This window comes from Pseudomonas chlororaphis subsp. aurantiaca (genome assembly GCF_013466605.1).
GTDB lineage: Bacteria > Pseudomonadota > Gammaproteobacteria > Pseudomonadales > Pseudomonadaceae > Aquipseudomonas > Aquipseudomonas chlororaphis_I.
Genome location: NZ_CP059162.1, coordinates 5827032 through 5844388 on the forward strand (window position 1 = coordinate 5827032; position 17357 = coordinate 5844388).

12 protein-coding genes, 2 tRNA genes and 3 rRNA genes are annotated in these 17357 nt (G+C 56.7%); 1 reads left to right on the forward strand and 16 read right to left on the reverse strand.

Features of this window, described 5'->3' with window-relative positions:
- Nucleotides 1-39 precede the first annotated feature (39 nt).
- The 14 genes from H0I86_RS26625 to H0I86_RS26690 form a co-directional block, all read right to left on the reverse strand.
- A complete protein-coding gene (locus H0I86_RS26625) occupies nt 40-2343 on the reverse strand; it encodes a PqiB family protein (protein WP_180922774.1) in 2304 nt (767 codons plus the stop codon).
- Entirely contained in the window at nt 2336-2959 is a 624-nt protein-coding gene (locus tag H0I86_RS26630) for a paraquat-inducible protein A (RefSeq protein WP_180922775.1), read from the reverse strand. The genes H0I86_RS26625 and H0I86_RS26630 overlap by 8 nt, the downstream gene beginning before the upstream one ends.
- On the reverse strand, nt 2946-3605 hold the full coding sequence (locus tag H0I86_RS26635) for a paraquat-inducible protein A (protein WP_180922776.1): 660 nt from the start codon (nt 3603-3605) through the stop codon (nt 2946-2948). Before H0I86_RS26635 ends, H0I86_RS26630 begins: the two co-directional genes overlap by 14 nt.
- 148 nt (nt 3606-3753) lie before the next feature.
- Nucleotides 3754-3869, reverse strand: a 5S ribosomal RNA gene (rrf, locus tag H0I86_RS26640).
- Nucleotides 3870-4006: 137 nt separating this feature from the next.
- A 23S ribosomal RNA gene (locus H0I86_RS26645) occupies nt 4007-6898 on the reverse strand.
- A 240-nt stretch (nt 6899-7138) separates the two neighbouring features.
- A tRNA-Ala gene (locus H0I86_RS26650) sits at nt 7139-7214 on the reverse strand.
- A 26-nt stretch (nt 7215-7240) separates the two neighbouring features.
- Nucleotides 7241-7317, reverse strand: a tRNA-Ile gene (locus H0I86_RS26655).
- 65 nt (nt 7318-7382) lie between these two features.
- Nucleotides 7383-8919 (reverse strand): 16S ribosomal RNA (locus H0I86_RS26660).
- Together the 16S, 23S and 5S rRNA genes with 2 tRNA genes alongside form the textbook arrangement of a ribosomal RNA operon.
- A gap of 543 nt (nt 8920-9462) precedes the next feature.
- The gene (gene msrQ, locus H0I86_RS26665) at nt 9463-10083 is read right to left on the reverse strand and encodes a protein-methionine-sulfoxide reductase heme-binding subunit MsrQ (protein ID WP_180922777.1); all 621 of its coding nucleotides are present in this window, start codon (nt 10081-10083) and stop codon (nt 9463-9465) included.
- Entirely contained in the window at nt 10083-11096 is a 1014-nt protein-coding gene (gene msrP / locus H0I86_RS26670; protein ID WP_180922778.1) for a protein-methionine-sulfoxide reductase catalytic subunit MsrP, read from the reverse strand. The genes msrQ and msrP overlap by 1 nt, the downstream gene beginning before the upstream one ends.
- Before the next feature lie 63 nt (nt 11097-11159).
- Nucleotides 11160-12017 carry a CDP-diacylglycerol--serine O-phosphatidyltransferase gene (gene pssA / locus H0I86_RS26675; protein WP_180922779.1) on the reverse strand — a complete coding sequence of 286 codons (858 nt, stop codon included), beginning with the start codon at nt 12015-12017 and terminating at the stop codon, nt 11160-11162.
- Nucleotides 12018-12162: 145 nt separating this feature from the next.
- Nucleotides 12163-13179, reverse strand: a complete 1017-nt coding sequence (gene ilvC / locus H0I86_RS26680; RefSeq protein ID WP_180922780.1) for a ketol-acid reductoisomerase — start codon at nt 13177-13179, stop codon at nt 12163-12165.
- A 45-nt stretch (nt 13180-13224) separates the two neighbouring features.
- Entirely contained in the window at nt 13225-13716 is a 492-nt protein-coding gene (gene ilvN / locus H0I86_RS26685; RefSeq protein WP_007924620.1) for an acetolactate synthase small subunit, read from the reverse strand.
- Between the two features lie 2 nt (nt 13717-13718).
- Nucleotides 13719-15443, reverse strand: a complete 1725-nt coding sequence (locus tag H0I86_RS26690; protein WP_180922781.1) for an acetolactate synthase 3 large subunit — start codon at nt 15441-15443, stop codon at nt 13719-13721.
- 403 nt (nt 15444-15846) lie between these two features.
- On the opposite strand from H0I86_RS26690, the gene H0I86_RS26695 reads away from it, so the two are divergent.
- Nucleotides 15847-16269 (forward strand): DUF4124 domain-containing protein, encoded by a 423-nt coding sequence (locus H0I86_RS26695; protein WP_180922782.1) that lies wholly within the window; start codon nt 15847-15849, stop codon nt 16267-16269.
- Between the two features lie 18 nt (nt 16270-16287).
- Here H0I86_RS26695 and H0I86_RS26700 read toward each other — a convergent pair whose 3' ends face one another.
- Both H0I86_RS26700 and H0I86_RS26705 read right to left on the reverse strand, forming a co-directional pair.
- A complete protein-coding gene (locus H0I86_RS26700; RefSeq protein WP_180922783.1) occupies nt 16288-16623 on the reverse strand; it encodes a YqcC family protein in 336 nt (111 codons plus the stop codon).
- Nucleotides 16623-17354 (reverse strand): tetratricopeptide repeat protein, encoded by a 732-nt coding sequence (locus tag H0I86_RS26705; RefSeq protein WP_016703656.1) that lies wholly within the window; start codon nt 17352-17354, stop codon nt 16623-16625. The genes H0I86_RS26700 and H0I86_RS26705 overlap by 1 nt, the downstream gene beginning before the upstream one ends.
- Nucleotides 17355-17357 lie beyond the last annotated feature (3 nt).

Consider the following 17357-nt stretch of genomic DNA (forward strand, 5'->3'; position numbering starts at 1 on the left):
TCTGTCAGATCGCCATCGCGGGCAAGGCTTCTACCAGGGCTACTTAGCCAATGGAATTTTCGGCGCCCAGGTCAGCCACTCGTCCTCGAATTTGTCGAACAACGGGAAGGTCTGCTCCGGCCGCGCCGGGCTGCCCATGCGCTCGCCATCCGGCGTGGCAAAGGCGATACCGCCCTGGATCAGGGTCTCCAGCGACTCGGTGCGAACCGTTGCGCCCTTGAACAGGCCGATGTCGATACCGAACCCGCTGCTGTTCCAGAAGCGCGTGCCGCCACGCACCAGCGGCGCATACTTCGGCTCGATCAGGATATGGATCAGGACGCGATCGGCGGTCTGGCCCAGCTCGTAGCCCGTGACCTTGCCCACTGTCACTTCACGGTAGGTCACCGGCACGCCGACCTTCAGCGAGCCACGCCGCGCCGCGCTCAGCACCAGGCTCAGGCCGACCTCGGCGACCGCGGCTTCCGGTGGCTGGGGCAAGGCGACAAAGCTGGTTTGCGCGCCGAGGTTCTTCGCCGCCGGCTGTACTTCGATGTACTGCCCGGTCACCAGGGTTTCCAGGTTGGCGGTCTTGATCAACCCAAGCTCCGGCTTGACCACCCAGAACTGGCTGCCGACCCGCGCGATACGCTCCGGCACCTCAGTGATCCGGGCCTTGAGCAGCACCGACTGCAGGTCGCCGCTCAGGTCGACGTCTTCGACCTTGCCGACATCCAGCCCCTTGAAGCGGATAGGCGTGCCCGAGCGCAGGCCATCGGCGCGATCGACCTTGATGCTGATCAGCGTGCCCTTCTGCGTCGCCTGCTCCTTGTCGGCATACAGGCGGAAACGCGGGATGCGCTTTTTCAGCGGCACATTGGGTTCCGGCGTGTCGAAGGCGATACCACCGGCCATCAGGCTTTGCAGCGACTCGCTCTTGACCTGGATGCCGCCGGTCAGGCCACCGGTCAAGGTGACGCCGCTGGCGTTCCAGAAGCGCGTCGAACCGTTCACCAACCCTTCGTATTCCTTCTCGATGTGCACGCCGATGACCAACTGCTTGCGGGTCCGCGAGAATTGGTAGCTCTGCACCGAGCCGACTTTGACCTGCTTGTACAGAATCGGGCTGCCCACCTCCAGCGAACCGAGGTTTTCGGTGAACAGCACCAGGTGCAGGCCGGGGGAGCGCAGGTCCAGCGGCGGCGCCTTGGGCCGCGCCTCGAATTCGCGTTGCGGGGCGCCGCCCTTGTCACCTGGGCGCACCGCGATGTAGTTGCCTTTGACCAGGGCTTCCAGACCGGTGATACCCGCCAGGGAGATCGAAGGCTTGACCACCCAGAACTGGGTACCTTGCACCAGGTAATCCTCGGCCAAGGGGTCCAGGGTCAGCTCTGCCGTGGCGCTGGAAAGATCGGGGTCGACCTTGAGGGCCTTCAGGTTACCGACCTGGATCCCCTTGTACATGACTGGCGTGCGGCCTGCCTGGAGCCCTTCGAAGTCACTCAGTTTGACCTTGACCCGGATGCCCGCCTGCGCCGCGTCGAAGTCTTCGTAGAGACGGAACGGCAGGCTCGGGTCGGTAGGCGGGCTGTCTCGGCGATTCTCCGGGGTAGCGAAGGCGATACCGCCGGCGACGATGCTGGCCAGGGATTCGCTACGCACTTTCACCCCCGACAGATTGGCGTCGATGCTGATGCCGCTGGCGTTCCAGAAACGCGTATGTTTGCGCACCAGGTTGGCGTAGGTCGGCTCGATAAAGACTTTGATCTCGACCGTGTTCTGGTCTTCGGAGAGCAGGTAGCTTTTCACCTGGCCCACCTGGATCTGCTTGTAGAACACCGGGCTGCCACGGTTCAGCGATCCCAGGCGATCCGCCTTGATGGTCAAGTGCAGGCCCGGCTTGGCGTCCGATAGCGGCGGCTCTTCGAGCAGCGCCTTGAACTTGCGCGCAGGCTCGCCCTCACCTGGGCTGATGGCGATGTAGTTACCCGAAACCAGCGTCTCCAGCCCGGTGATCCCGGCCAGGGTCACGCTCGGTTTGACCAGCCAGAAGCGGGTGTTGCTTTTCAGGTATTGCTGGACGTCCTTGTTCATCTCGATGGTGGCAATCACCCCTCTGGTGTTGCCTTCGTCATCCAGGGCCAGGGCCTTGACCTTGCCCACTGACATCCCTTTGTAGACCACCTCGGTCTTGTTGGCCTGGATGCCCTCGCCGTTCTCAAAGCGCACCTGGATCTCGATACCGGTCTGACTGTAGGCACGCCAGCCCAACCATCCGCCAATCAGCAACGCGATCAGGGGCAGGACCCAGATGGCCGACCAGTTCGAAGCCGGACGGATTTTAGCTTTAGGCAAGTCACTCATTGTCGTCGTCCGACTCCGTGTTATCCCAGATCAGTCGGGGATCAAAAGTTACTGCGGCGAGCATCGTCAGAATCACCACGCTGGCAAAGGCTACTGCACCAAGATTGGCCTCGATACTGGCAAGCCTGCCGAAGTTCACCACCGCCACCAGGATGGCGATCACAAAGATATCCAGCATCGACCAGCGGCCGATGAACTCGATAAAGCGGTACATCAAAATACGTTGTTGCGCCGATAACGGCTGGTGGCGCTGGACCGAAAACAGTAACAGGGCAATCCCCACCAGCTTGAAAGTTGGCACCAGGATACTGGCGATGAACACCACTGCGGCAATCGGGATCATGCCGTGCTGCACCAGTACGATCACCCCCGACATGATGGTGCTGGGATCACCCTGGCCCAGCGATGTCACCGTCATGATCGGCAGCACATTGGCAGGGATATACAGGATCGCCGCGGTAATCAGCAGCGCCCAGGTGCGCATGATGCTGTTGGGGCGACGAGCATGCACCAGGGCCCCGCAGCGGGTGCAGGTCTGCTCATCCGTATCGGGTTCCTGCCTGTTCAACTCATGGCATTCGTTACAAACCAGAATGCCCGCATCAATTGCCCTCATGCCCATCCTCCCCGGCCAAGGCATCCCATATCTGATGGGGCGACATGACGACCTCCAGCCATACCTGGACCAATAACAAGCTGACAAAACACACCAGCCCCAGGCCGACCGTCATGGCAGCCAGGTCCGCCAGCTTGACGATGGCGACCAATACGCCCATCAGGTAGACCTCGAGCATGCCCCAGTCCCGCAAGTGGTGATAAATGCGGTACAGCAGCAGGCCGTAACTGCGACCTATGTCCAGGCGAATGCTCAGGAGCACGAGCAGCTGGCAGACCAGCTTGAGCAGTGGAATGCCCATGCTGCAGAGAAACACCACCACAGCCACGCCTTGCATATCGGTATTGAACAAACCGACGACGCCGCTCCACACGGTGTCCTCCGAGGACTGTCCGAGTAGATTGAGCTGCATGATGGGTAAAAAGTTCGCGGGGACATAGAGCAGTAGCGCGGCAATAACCAATGCCAGGCTGCGATCCACGACGTTATGGCGGTGTGCGTATAGCTCGTAACCACAGCGGGGGCACTGGGCTTTTTCTCCGTGGGCCAGCTCTGGCTTGCGCATCAGCAAGTCGCATTCGTGGCAGGCCACCAGGTCATCCAGCGGCAACTCCGACAGCCCGGGGGCGTCAACCGTATCTGACATACAAGGCTCTGGCTCTGAAAAGGCGTGGAGCTATTCTAGAGGTCCGTCCCGAAAATAACTGTGCAAAATTGTTTGGAGATAAGAAGCGTTTTCTGTGCGCCAAAGACAAAACCCCAACTGCTTTCGCAATTGGGGTTTCGGAATTTAATCTTGACGATGACCTACTCTCACATGGGGAAACCCCACACTACCATCGGCGATGCATCGTTTCACTTCTGAGTTCGGGATGGGATCAGGTGGTTCCAATGCTCTATGGTCGTCAAGAAATTCGGTGTGCCGACTCGTCTTTCGACGTTTCAGCAAATTGGGTATGTAATAGCTTTGTGTGTTTTCTCGAACTTTCGGTTCGTTTCGTCTTCACACACCGCAATTCGCTCTTAAGCAAATTGCTTGGGTGTTATATGGTCAAGCCTCACGGGCAATTAGTATTGGTTAGCTCAACGCCTCACAGCGCTTACACACCCAACCTATCAACGTCGTAGTCTTCGACGGCCCTTTAGGGAACTCAAGGTTCCAGTGAGATCTCATCTTGAGGCAAGTTTCCCGCTTAGATGCTTTCAGCGGTTATCTTTTCCGAACATAGCTACCCGGCAATGCCACTGGCGTGACAACCGGAACACCAGAGGTTCGTCCACTCCGGTCCTCTCGTACTAGGAGCAGCCCCTCTCAAATCTCAAACGTCCACGGCAGATAGGGACCGAACTGTCTCACGACGTTCTAAACCCAGCTCGCGTACCACTTTAAATGGCGAACAGCCATACCCTTGGGACCGGCTTCAGCCCCAGGATGTGATGAGCCGACATCGAGGTGCCAAACACCGCCGTCGATATGAACTCTTGGGCGGTATCAGCCTGTTATCCCCGGAGTACCTTTTATCCGTTGAGCGATGGCCCTTCCATACAGAACCACCGGATCACTAAGACCTACTTTCGTACCTGCTCGACGTGTCTGTCTCGCAGTCAAGCGCGCTTTTGCCTTTATACTCTACGACCGATTTCCGACCGGTCTGAGCGCACCTTCGTACTCCTCCGTTACTCTTTAGGAGGAGACCGCCCCAGTCAAACTACCCACCATACACTGTCCTCGATCCGGATGACGGATCTGAGTTAGAACCTCAAAGTTGCCAGGGTGGTATTTCAAGGATGGCTCCACGCGAACTGGCGTCCACGCTTCAAAGCCTCCCACCTATCCTACACAAGCAAATTCAAAGTCCAGTGCAAAGCTATAGTAAAGGTTCACGGGGTCTTTCCGTCTAGCCGCGGATACACTGCATCTTCACAGCGATTTCAATTTCACTGAGTCTCGGGTGGAGACAGCGCCGCCATCGTTACGCCATTCGTGCAGGTCGGAACTTACCCGACAAGGAATTTCGCTACCTTAGGACCGTTATAGTTACGGCCGCCGTTTACCGGGGCTTCGATCAAGAGCTTCGCGTTAGCTAACCCCATCAATTAACCTTCCGGCACCGGGCAGGCGTCACACCCTATACGTCCACTTTCGTGTTTGCAGAGTGCTGTGTTTTTAATAAACAGTCGCAGCGGCCTGGTATCTTCGACCGGCATGGGCTTACGGAGCAAGTCCTTCACCCTCACCGGCGCACCTTCTCCCGAAGTTACGGTGCCATTTTGCCTAGTTCCTTCACCCGAGTTCTCTCAAGCGCCTTGGTATTCTCTACCCAACCACCTGTGTCGGTTTGGGGTACGGTTCCTAGTTATCTGAAGCTTAGAAGCTTTTCTTGGAAGCATGGCATCAACCACTTCGTCACCTGAAAGGTAACTCGTCATCAGCTCTCGGCCTTAGAACCCCGGATTTACCTAAGATTCCAGCCTACCACCTTAAACTTGGACAACCAACGCCAAGCTGGCCTAGCCTTCTCCGTCCCTCCATCGCAATAACTAGAAGTACAGGAATATTAACCTGTTTTCCATCGACTACGCTTTTCAGCCTCGCCTTAGGGACCGACTAACCCTGCGTCGATTAACGTTGCGCAGGAAACCTTGGTCTTTCGGCGTGGGTGTTTTTCACACCCATTGTCGTTACTCATGTCAGCATTCGCACTTCTGATACCTCCAGCAAGCTTCTCAACTCACCTTCACAGGCTTACAGAACGCTCCTCTACCGCATCACTTACGTGATACCCGTAGCTTCGGTGTATGGTTTGAGCCCCGTTACATCTTCCGCGCAGGCCGACTCGACTAGTGAGCTATTACGCTTTCTTTAAAGGGTGGCTGCTTCTAAGCCAACCTCCTAGCTGTCTAAGCCTTCCCACATCGTTTCCCACTTAACCATAACTTTGGGACCTTAGCTGACGGTCTGGGTTGTTTCCCTTTTCACGACGGACGTTAGCACCCGCCGTGTGTCTCCCATGCTCGGCACTTGTAGGTATTCGGAGTTTGCATCGGTTTGGTAAGTCGGGATGACCCCCTAGCCGAAACAGTGCTCTACCCCCTACAGTGATACATGAGGCGCTACCTAAATAGCTTTCGAGGAGAACCAGCTATCTCCGAGCTTGATTAGCCTTTCACTCCGATCCACAGGTCATCCGCTAACTTTTCAACGGTAGTCGGTTCGGTCCTCCAGTCAGTGTTACCTAACCTTCAACCTGCCCATGGATAGATCGCCCGGTTTCGGGTCTATACCCAGCGACTAAACGCCCTATTAAGACTCGCTTTCGCTACGCCTCCCCTATTCGGTTAAGCTCGCCACTGAATATAAGTCGCTGACCCATTATACAAAAGGTACGCAGTCACAGAACAAAGTCTGCTCCCACTGCTTGTACGCATACGGTTTCAGGATCTATTTCACTCCCCTCTCCGGGGTTCTTTTCGCCTTTCCCTCACGGTACTAGTTCACTATCGGTCAGTCAGTAGTATTTAGCCTTGGAGGATGGTCCCCCCATATTCAGACAAAGTTTCTCGTGCTCCGTCCTACTCGATTTCATGACTAAGAGACTTTCGCGTACAGGGCTATCACCCACTATGGCCGCACTTTCCAGAGCGTTCCGCTAATCTCAAAGCCACTTAAGGGCTAGTCCCCGTTCGCTCGCCACTACTAAGGGAATCTCGGTTGATTTCTTTTCCTCAGGGTACTTAGATGTTTCAGTTCCCCTGGTTCGCCTCTTGCACCTATGTATTCAGTACAAGATAACCATCTTATGATGGCTGGGTTCCCCCATTCAGACATCTCCGGATCAAAGTCTGTTTGCCGACTCCCCGAAGCTTTTCGCAGGCTACCACGTCTTTCATCGCCTCTGACTGCCAAGGCATCCACCGTATGCGCTTCTTCACTTGACCATATAACCCCAAGCAATCTGGTTATACTGTGAAGACGACATTCGCCGAAAATTCGCGATTAAACTCACAAATTTTACCTTAGCCTGAATAAACACCAGTGAAAGTGCTATCCAGTCTATCTTTCTATCACATACCCAAATTTTTAAAGAACGATTCTGATAAAGATCAGAAATCAACATTCATCGCCACTTTAGCGGAATGCTCATTTCTAAGCTTTAAACGATGGACACCAATCTGTAATGGTGGAGCCAAGCGGGATCGAACCGCTGACCTCCTGCGTGCAAGGCAGGCGCTCTCCCAGCTGAGCTATGGCCCCGTATCGCTACAGGGTGCACCAGTAATTGGTGGGTCTGGGCAGATTCGAACTGCCGACCTCACCCTTATCAGGGGTGCGCTCTAACCAACTGAGCTACAGACCCAATCGTCTTCTTCAATGAATCAAGCAATTCGTGTGGGAGCTTATGAAGCAGCTGATGTCGTCGATTAAGGAGGTGATCCAGCCGCAGGTTCCCCTACGGCTACCTTGTTACGACTTCACCCCAGTCATGAATCACACCGTGGTAACCGTCCTCCCGAAGGTTAGACTAGCTACTTCTGGTGCAACCCACTCCCATGGTGTGACGGGCGGTGTGTACAAGGCCCGGGAACGTATTCACCGCGACATTCTGATTCGCGATTACTAGCGATTCCGACTTCACGCAGTCGAGTTGCAGACTGCGATCCGGACTACGATCGGTTTTATGGGATTAGCTCCACCTCGCGGCTTGGCAACCCTCTGTACCGACCATTGTAGCACGTGTGTAGCCCAGGCCGTAAGGGCCATGATGACTTGACGTCATCCCCACCTTCCTCCGGTTTGTCACCGGCAGTCTCCTTAGAGTGCCCACCATAACGTGCTGGTAACTAAGGACAAGGGTTGCGCTCGTTACGGGACTTAACCCAACATCTCACGACACGAGCTGACGACAGCCATGCAGCACCTGTCTCAATGTTCCCGAAGGCACCAATCCATCTCTGGAAAGTTCATTGGATGTCAAGGCCTGGTAAGGTTCTTCGCGTTGCTTCGAATTAAACCACATGCTCCACCGCTTGTGCGGGCCCCCGTCAATTCATTTGAGTTTTAACCTTGCGGCCGTACTCCCCAGGCGGTCAACTTAATGCGTTAGCTGCGCCACTAAGAGCTCAAGGCTCCCAACGGCTAGTTGACATCGTTTACGGCGTGGACTACCAGGGTATCTAATCCTGTTTGCTCCCCACGCTTTCGCACCTCAGTGTCAGTATCAGTCCAGGTGGTCGCCTTCGCCACTGGTGTTCCTTCCTATATCTACGCATTTCACCGCTACACAGGAAATTCCACCACCCTCTACCATACTCTAGCTCGCCAGTTTTGGATGCAGTTCCCAGGTTGAGCCCGGGGATTTCACATCCAACTTAACGAACCACCTACGCGCGCTTTACGCCCAGTAATTCCGATTAACGCTTGCACCCTCTGTATTACCGCGGCTGCTGGCACAGAGTTAGCCGGTGCTTATTCTGTCGGTAACGTCAAAATACTCACGTATTAGGTAAGTACCCTTCCTCCCAACTTAAAGTGCTTTACAATCCGAAGACCTTCTTCACACACGCGGCATGGCTGGATCAGGCTTTCGCCCATTGTCCAATATTCCCCACTGCTGCCTCCCGTAGGAGTCTGGACCGTGTCTCAGTTCCAGTGTGACTGATCATCCTCTCAGACCAGTTACGGATCGTCGCCTTGGTGAGCCATTACCTCACCAACTAGCTAATCCGACCTAGGCTCATCTGATAGCGCAAGGCCCGAAGGTCCCCTGCTTTCTCCCGTAGGACGTATGCGGTATTAGCGTCCGTTTCCGGACGTTATCCCCCACTACCAGGCAGATTCCTAGGCATTACTCACCCGTCCGCCGCTCTCAAGAGAAGCAAGCTTCTCTCTACCGCTCGACTTGCATGTGTTAGGCCTGCCGCCAGCGTTCAATCTGAGCCATGATCAAACTCTTCAGTTCAAACATCTTTGGGTTTTGAGAAAACCCTAAACTTGGCTCAGCAATCGTTGGTTACATCTTTGATTTCTCGCGGAGTAACTTGTGATGCTGATAATCTTTTTGACTATCAGTCTGACTCCACAAGCACCCACACGAATTGCTTGATTCAGTTGTTAAAGAGCGGTTGGCTAAGTCTTTCGTCTCAACCGAGGCGCGCATTCTACAGCAGCCCCTGTATCTGTCAAGCGGTTATTTTAAGAAGTTTTCAAAGTTTCCTTTGCAACTTCAACCACTTGCGCTTCCGATCTCTCGTCAGCGGGAGGCGAATTCTACAGCGTTACACACTGCTGTCAACACCTCTTTTTCTCCGCTTTCGACCGAGAAGATCGAACCGTCAATAAGGCGAAAACAAGACACCTTATCAACTCCTTCGGGCTTCGATGAACTGAAGCGCAACCGCTGTCGAAAACTGCGTAACTCATTGAATCTCAAGGAGTTTTCCGTTTCGACTGCGCCGGAAGTGGGGCGAATTATAGACTCCCAGAATCTGCCGTCAACCCCTAATTACGCTTTTGTTGCAGAAGATGGTTTTTTCACCAGTAATCGAGGGATTCGGCGCGTCACTGGCGGTAACCGCAACAGTAATAACAATGCGCCGATAGAAGCATAGATAGCCCACTCTTTAAGATCGGCCCGAACAATCCAGAGCATATGCAGTAAACCCAGCCCAAGAATGACGTAGACCAACCGATGCAATTTCTTCCAACGACTGCCCAGGCGACGCTGACTGTATCTATTGGAAGTCACCGCCAAGGCCAACAACCCGAGGAACCCCAGGCTTCCTACAATAATGTAAGGCCGCTTACGCAACTCCACTCCCAGCTGTGACCAGTCAAGCCCGAGGATAAATACGGCGTAGGCACTTAAATGCAGCACCACATAAGCAAAGCACCACAAACCGAGCTGTCGTCGTACCGCGATCCATCCCGCCCACCCCGTCAGTTTCTGCAGGGGGGTCATGCTCAGGGTGATCAACAAAAAGATCAGCGTCCCCAACCCCAGACGATCAACCAGCACTTTCCCCGGATCGGGCCCGAGAGCGGAGGCCCAAGCCTGGTACAACCAGAGCAAAGGCCAGATAGCCGCAACGATAAAGACGCCAAGGCGCCAGAGTGGATAGCGCATCAGTAATTCTTCCGCAGATCCAGGCCGGTATATAAAGAAGCGACTTCATCTGCGTAGCCGTTGAACATCTGCGTCTCACGCACATTGGGGCTGAACAGGCCACTGGGCAGCCGACGCTCGCGAGCCTGAGTCCAGCGGGGGTGATCAACCGTAGGATTCACGTTCGCGTAAAAGCCGTACTCATTGGCAGCGATGCTTTGCCAGGTGGTTTTCGGCTGCTCCTCCACCAGACTGATGCGTACGATGGACTTGATGCTCTTGAAGCCGTACTTCCAGGGCACTACCAAACGCAACGGTGCACCGTTCTGGTTGGGCAGTTCGCGGCCATACATCCCCACGGCCATAATCGCCAAGGGATGCATCGCTTCATCCAAGCGCAAGCCTTCTACATAAGGCCAGTCGATCAGGGCAAACCCCGAACGCTGACCGGGCATGCTTTTAGGGTCCTGAAGGGTTTCGAAGCGGATGTATTTAGCCTTCGAAGTTGGCTCGACCTGCTTGAGCAGTTCGGAAACCGGGAAACCGATCCAGGGAATCACCATGGACCAGGCCTCGACACAACGCAGCCGGTAGATCCGCTCTTCCAACTGATAAGGCTTCATGAAGCCTTCCAGCGCATAACGCCCTGGTTTACCCACCTCCCCGTCCACCACCACGCTCCAGGGTTCGGTTTTCAGCGCGCCGGCATTGGCAGCCGGGTCGCCCTTGTCGGCACCGAACTCATAGAAGTTGTTGTAGTGGGTGGCATCCTTGAACGGGGTAATCGCCTCATCCTTGACGTTGACCGCCTGCCATTTGGTCGCTGGCAATTTTTGCGCAAACCATGACGGTGCCTTGCCAGGCTCGACATCCGGATAGCGTCCCGCATCTTCGGCACTGGCCCAGCGCGGCAGCGCACTGGCGGCCAAACCGGCAATGGCCCCACCCAACAGGCTACGGCGAGAGATGTAAAGGGATTCAGGCGTGACGTCCGACTCTTTGCAGTCAGACGACTTGGGGACTTTGATCAACATGGCAACTCCGCAGCATTGGAGGACTGATGCACCAATAGACTGCGGAGTATGGGGGAAATTACATTAAGGCAACGTTTTGCGCCGACGAAGATGCAACAAGTACTGAATCGGGCCAGAGGCTGCGTAGGCGAGGAAAACCAGCAGCAGAATCCGCGGTGGATCGCTGAAAACAACGGCGAACACCAGAACCACGGCGAGGATCGCCACGAAAGGTACACGCCCCTTCAGATCCAGCTCCTTGAAGCTGTTGTACTTGATATTACTGACCATCAGCATGCCGGCCGCCGCTACCATCAGCGCCACCAGGAACGACATCTTCGAACCCTGGATACCGTAATCGCTGAATGCCCAGACAATACCGGCCACCACACCCGCCGCAGCCGGACTGGCCAGGCCAATGAAGTAACGCTTGTCGGCAGTACCCACCTGGGTGTTGAAACGAGCCAGACGCAACGCCGCACCAGCTACATAGATGAAGGCGACCATCCAGCCGACCTTGCCCATGTCGCCCAGCGCCCAACCGAATGCCAGCAAGGCAGGCGCAACGCCGAAGGCAACCATGTCGGACAGCGAGTCATACTCGGCGCCAAAAGCGCTCTGGGTATTGGTCATGCGGGCTACGCGCCCGTCCAGGCCATCGAGCACCATGGCGACAAAGATCGCGATGGCCGCGAACGCGAAATACTTGCTCGCTCCTGCCGCGTCACCGGCGCTCAACGCGCTCTGGGCACTCATGGAATTGATGATCGAGTAGAAACCGGCGAACAGGTTCGCGGTGGTGAAAAGATTCGGCAGCAGATAGATACCACGATGCCGGACTTTACGGCCTTCAGCGTCATGCCCTTCTTCGACATGCTCATCGACGGGTAGCAGGCTTTCGGCGTCAGAGGCCTGGTTTGGCTCTTCGGGACGTTCGCTCATGGACATTACCTTGCAACGGTGTGAAAAGTTTCGACGATACCCAGGGTCATGATTGGACCACAAAGGATCCAGCTTTATACCAGAACCTGTCTATCCAAACGAAAAAACGCGGCCTAGGCCGCGTTTTCCCTGACAAGACTCGAACTTAGTTCTTGGCTTTGTCGACGATTTTGTTGGCACCGATCCACGGCATCATCGAGCGCAGTTGCTCACCGATGATTTCGATACCGTGAGCGGCGTTGTTACGACGCTTGGCGGTCATCGATGGGTAGCCGGTAGCACCTTCGCTGATGAACATCTTGGCGTATTCGCCGTCCTGGATGCGCTTCAGGGCGTTGCGCATGGCCTGACGGGATTCGGCGTTGATCACTTCAGGGCCGGTCACGTACTCGCCGTATTCGGCGTTGTTGGAGATCGAGTAGTTCATGTTGGCGATACCGCCTTCGTACATGAGGTCAACGATCAGCTTCAGTTCGTGCAGGCATTCGAAGTAGGCCATTTCTGGCGCGTAGCCAGCTTCGACCAGGGTTTCGAAACCAGCCTTGACCAGCTCGACGGTACCGCCACACAGAACAGCCTGCTCGCCGAACAGGTCGGTTTCAGTTTCGTCCTTGAAGGTGGTTTCGATGATGCCGGTACGGCCGCCGCCCACGCCAGCGGCGTAGGACAGAGCAACGTTCTTGGCGTTGCCGGAAGCGTCCTGGTAGACAGCGATCAGGTCAGGGATACCGCCGCCCTTGACGAACTCGGAACGCACGGTGTGGCCCGGGGCCTTCGGCGCGATCATGATCACATCGAGGTCGGCACGCGGAACGACCTGGTTGTAGTGGATCGCGAAGCCGTGGGAGAAGGCCAGGGTGGCGCCCTTCTTGATGTTCGGCTCGATTTCGTTCTTGTACAGCTGGGACTGGAACTCATCCGGGGTCAGGATCATGACCAGGTCGGCGCCGGCAACAGCCGTGGCAACGTCGGTCACTTTCAGGCCATGGGCTTCAGCCTTGGCAACGGTAGCCGAGCCTTTACGCAGGCCAACGGTAACGTCGACGCCGGAGTCTTTCAGATTGCACGCTTGAGCGTGGCCCTGGGAACCATAACCGATGATGGCGACTTTCTTGCCCTGGATGATCGAGAGGTCGCAGTCTTTATCGTAGAAAACTTTCATGAATTTCCCCTATATCAGGCCGTTCAGGCCGTTCGCTAATTTGAGTTAGATGCTGAGTACTTTATCGCCACGGGCAATGCCGGTGACGCCACTGCGTACGGTTTCCAGAATCGAAGCGGTGCCGATCGACTGGATGAAACTGTCGAGCTTGTCGCTGGTACCGGTCAATTGAACGGTATACACGCTGGCACTGACATCGACGATCTGCCCACGGTAAATATCTGTGGTGCGCTTGACCTCGGCGCGCTGGGCGCCGGTGGCCTTGACCTTGACCAGCATCAGCTCGCGTTCGATGTGAGCGCTTTCCGACAGGTCGACCAGCTTGACCACTTCAACCAGCTTGTTCAGGTTCTTGGTGATCTGCTCGATGATTTCATCGTGCCCCACGGTGGTCAGCGTCAGACGCGACAGGGTCGGGTCTTCGGTCGGAGCCACGGTCAGGCTTTCGATGTTGTAGTTGCGCTGCGAAAACAGGCCAACCACACGAGACAAAGCGCCCGGTTCGTTTTCCAGAAGCAAGGAGATAATGTGCCGCATGATTAAGTACGCTCCGTCTTGCTCAGCCACATATCGCGCATGGAGCCGTCTTTGATCTGCATCGGGTAGACGTGCTCGCTGGTATCGACCTGAATGTCGAGGAAGACCAGACGATCTTTCATGGCGAACGCCTCTTCCATCTTCGGCTTCAGATCCTTCAGGTCCGTGACGCGAATGCCCACGTGCCCATAGGCCTCGGCCAGCTTGACGAAATCAGGCAGCGATTCCATGTAGGAATGCGAGTGACGGCTACCGTAGTTCATATCCTGCCACTGACGCACCATACCCAGCGCACCGTTGTTCAGGTTGATGATCTTGACCGGCAGGTCGTACTGCAGGCAGGTCGACAGTTCCTGAATGTTCATCTGGATACTGCCCTCGCCCGTTACACAGGCAACGTCAGCATCAGGGAAACTCAACTTGACGCCCATGGCCGCAGGGAAACCGAAGCCCATCGTGCCCAGGCCACCGGAGTTGATCCAGCGATTGGGCTTGTTGAACCGGTAGTACTGCGCCGCGAACATCTGGTGCTGGCCCACGTCGGAGGTCACATAGGCGTCGCCCTTGGTCACTTCGCAGAGGGTCTCGATCACGGTCTGCGGCTTGATGCTGCTGCCGTCGCCCTTGTCGTAAGGGAACAGGCCACGATCACCGCGCCACTCCTCGATCTGCTTCCACCAGCTGGCGACGGTGTCCTTGTTCGGGGCTTCGCCGATTTCCTTGAGGGCCGCGACCATTTCGGTCAGGACGCTCTCTACCGGACCCACGATCGGCACGTCTGCCTTGATGGTCTTGGAGATGGACGCCGGGTCGATGTCGACATGGATGATCTTGGCGTTCGGGCAGAATTTCGCCGGGCCGTTGATGACACGGTCGTCGAAACGCGCGCCGACTGCCAGGATCACATCGGCATGGTGCATGGTCAGGTTGGCGGTGTAGCTGCCGTGCATGCCAAGCATGCCGACGAACTGACGATCGGTGCCAGGGTAGGCACCCAAGCCCATCAGGGTATTGGTGACCGGCAGGTTGAGCATTTGTGCCAGCTCGGTCAGCGGCGCGGAGCCGCCACCGAGGATCACGCCGCCGCCTGCGTACAGCACGGGACGCTTGGCCGCCAGCAGCATTTCTGCCGCCTTGCGGATTTGCCCGGAGTGACCGCGCACAGCCGGGCTGTAGGAGCGCAGCTTCGCTTTTTTAGGGAAAACGTATTCGAACTTTTCAGCCGGATTGGTCATGTCCTTAGGGACATCGACCACGACTGGACCCGGACGACCGGATTGCGCCAGGTAGAACGCCTTCTTCATGACCTCCGGGATTTCCGAAGCGTGCTTGATCATGAAGCTGTGCTTCACGATCGGCCGGGAGATACCGATCATGTCGGTTTCCTGGAACGCGTCGGTACCGACCATGGTGCTAGGCACCTGACCGGAAATGATCACCATTGGAATGGAGTCCATATAGGCAGTGGCGATACCGGTGATGGCATTGGTCGCGCCAGGGCCGGAAGTCACCAGTACCACGCCGGCCTTGCCGGTGGCACGGGCGTAGCCGTCAGCCATATGGGTAGCCGCTTGCTCGTGACGAACCAGGATGTGGGTCACTTCCGGTTCTTTGAACAGGGCATCGTAAACATGAAGGAGAGCACCACCTGGGTACCCATAGATATATTTGACGCCTTCGTCACGCAAAAAGCGGACGAGCATCTCACCGCCAGATAAAAGCTCCACGTTGTTCACCTCTAAAACGCCAGAATACCGCCCTCTTGAAAGGGGACGGGTCTTAATAGGTTTACTTCTCAGCAGAGCATGAGCGACGGTGGTCGCCGACTACGTCAGCACTGACTGAGCAAGTATTGGGAGTGCCCCAAGTGTTGCGGGGTTTTCCCACCCAGCGCGAGGTAACGCGTTGCGGGTGTAGCAGGTCGGCGCGGATGTGCGCCTCATGTTCTGCCGAGTGGGTCTGCTTCTGGCAGTCCCTCTACAGCGGACTTTGGATTCTTCTGTTTCGCCCTCTGCAAGTCAAGACGTCAATGTGCTTTATTCGAACTAAGCGCATGAGAACGCAAGAAAAAACCTGTAAACCGCGAGTGTCTGCGCTTCAATTGCGCAATCCTGGATAAGGAATTCAAAAATGCGAACCTTCGCCATGACCGCTGGCCTGCTGCTCGCCATGAGTCTCCCGTGCCAGGCCGGCCAGATTTACAGATGGGTCGATGCCCAGGGAGTCACCCATTTCGACGCCCAGCCACCCCAAGGCGTGGCCAGTACCGCCATCACCCTGCCGAAAAACCCGAAAGGTACGCCCCGTACGCCGCCATCCGACAAGCCGGACACCCAGCAACAGGTCGTGGACAACCAGGACAAGCAACAGCTCGCCAGGCAGGAAGCCGAGCGCAAGCGTTTTTGCACACAGGCACGGGGCAGCCTGGCACAGTTACAGAACAACCCGCGCCTGAGCGAGAACACAGAGGGGGGAACGCGCCGCCTGACCGAGGAACAACGTCAGCAGCGCATCGTGGAAACGCAGAAGGCGATAGACAACCACTGCCGCTAGGCAGCGGTTGCAGAGGGTTTAGCGGGTGGCGACGATCAACTGGTCGAACTCTTTGAGCAGGATCTGCAACTGACGGTCCCGGCCCTGCATCGAGCGACCGGCGAATACCACTTCGGCCATTTCCTGGATGCCCGAGGCGTTGGGCAGCGGCAGGTCTTGCTCGAGAATCGCCTTCATCCGCGGCAGGAAGATCCACTGCAGCCATTGCTCGAACTCCAGTGTGTCCACGGCAAACGGCTCGACACTGGCCAGGGCCTCGGTGCTCGGCGGGGTTTCATCCCACAAACCCTGCAATCGCAGCTCACGCTCGATCAACAGCAACTGCTCGGCGATCTTTGGAAAACGCGCATCCATCACAGAGACACCTTGGCTTTCTGCCGGGCCTGAGCGGCACCGGCGGCATCGCCCTGTTTCTCGCGCGCCTGGGCGATCAATGCCCACAGGCTGGCCTGCAGGTCCGGACGACCGTTGGCGAAGCTCAGGCCGCGACGGGCAAACTGTTCAGCCTGCGCCGCATCGCCCTGGGCCATGCGCACCTGGGCCAGGCGATACAGCACCTGCGGCTCACGCGGGGCTACACGCTGGGCGCGCTCGAGGCTGGAGGAAGCGCCGTTCAGATCGCCACTCGCCTGTTGCTGCTGAGCCGTAGTCAACAGCGCCAGCACTGGACCATCCAGTTGCTCATCGGCGGACAGTCCGCCGGAGCTGGCCGAAGGCACTCCGCTCGGCGTCGGCGGCAGGCTGTAGCTGCCCTGATTGATCGGCGCGGACTGGATCGGCGAGGTATCGATAGGCCCAGGGGTGATCGGGCCCGGGGTAATCGGCGCGCTGCTGATTGGCGCGGCAGTGGCCGCAGCCCCGCCCGGCACCATCACCACCACGCCCGAATCCTGCGGAATACTTTGAGTCTGGGCTTGCGCCGGACGCTTGATGGTCGTCTGACGAAAGCCGCCATTGGCCGAAATGCGCTCGCTGTTGGACACGGCGGTACCGGAGTCCACCACCGGAATCGAGCCACGCTGCACGCTGGCGCAACCATTGAGCAAAGCCAGAGCTGTAATAGCTGGAATCCACCACTTGTTCACGTC

Bases quoted from the DNA above. Each gene is read 5' to 3' on its own strand.
- H0I86_RS26700 (WP_180922783.1), bottom strand. From the start codon at position 16,623: ATGGATGCGCGTTTTCCAAAGATCGCCGAGCAGTTGCTGTTGATCGAG.
- msrP (WP_180922778.1), bottom strand. From the start codon at position 11,096: ATGTTGATCAAAGTCCCCAAGTCGTCTGACTGCAAAGAGTCGGACGTC.
- H0I86_RS26625 (WP_180922774.1), bottom strand. From the start codon at position 2,343: ATGAGTGACTTGCCTAAAGCTAAAATCCGTCCGGCTTCGAACTGGTCG.
- ilvN (WP_007924620.1), bottom strand. From the start codon at position 13,716: ATGCGGCACATTATCTCCTTGCTTCTGGAAAACGAACCGGGCGCTTTG.
- H0I86_RS26695 (WP_180922782.1), top strand. From the start codon at position 15,847: ATGCGAACCTTCGCCATGACCGCTGGCCTGCTGCTCGCCATGAGTCTC.
- msrQ (WP_180922777.1), bottom strand. From the start codon at position 10,083: ATGCGCTATCCACTCTGGCGCCTTGGCGTCTTTATCGTTGCGGCTATC.
- H0I86_RS26630 (WP_180922775.1), bottom strand. From the start codon at position 2,959: ATGAGGGCAATTGATGCGGGCATTCTGGTTTGTAACGAATGCCATGAG.
- ilvC (WP_180922780.1), bottom strand. From the start codon at position 13,179: ATGAAAGTTTTCTACGATAAAGACTGCGACCTCTCGATCATCCAGGGC.
- H0I86_RS26635 (WP_180922776.1), bottom strand. From the start codon at position 3,605: ATGTCAGATACGGTTGACGCCCCCGGGCTGTCGGAGTTGCCGCTGGAT.
- pssA (WP_180922779.1), bottom strand. From the start codon at position 12,017: ATGAGCGAACGTCCCGAAGAGCCAAACCAGGCCTCTGACGCCGAAAGC.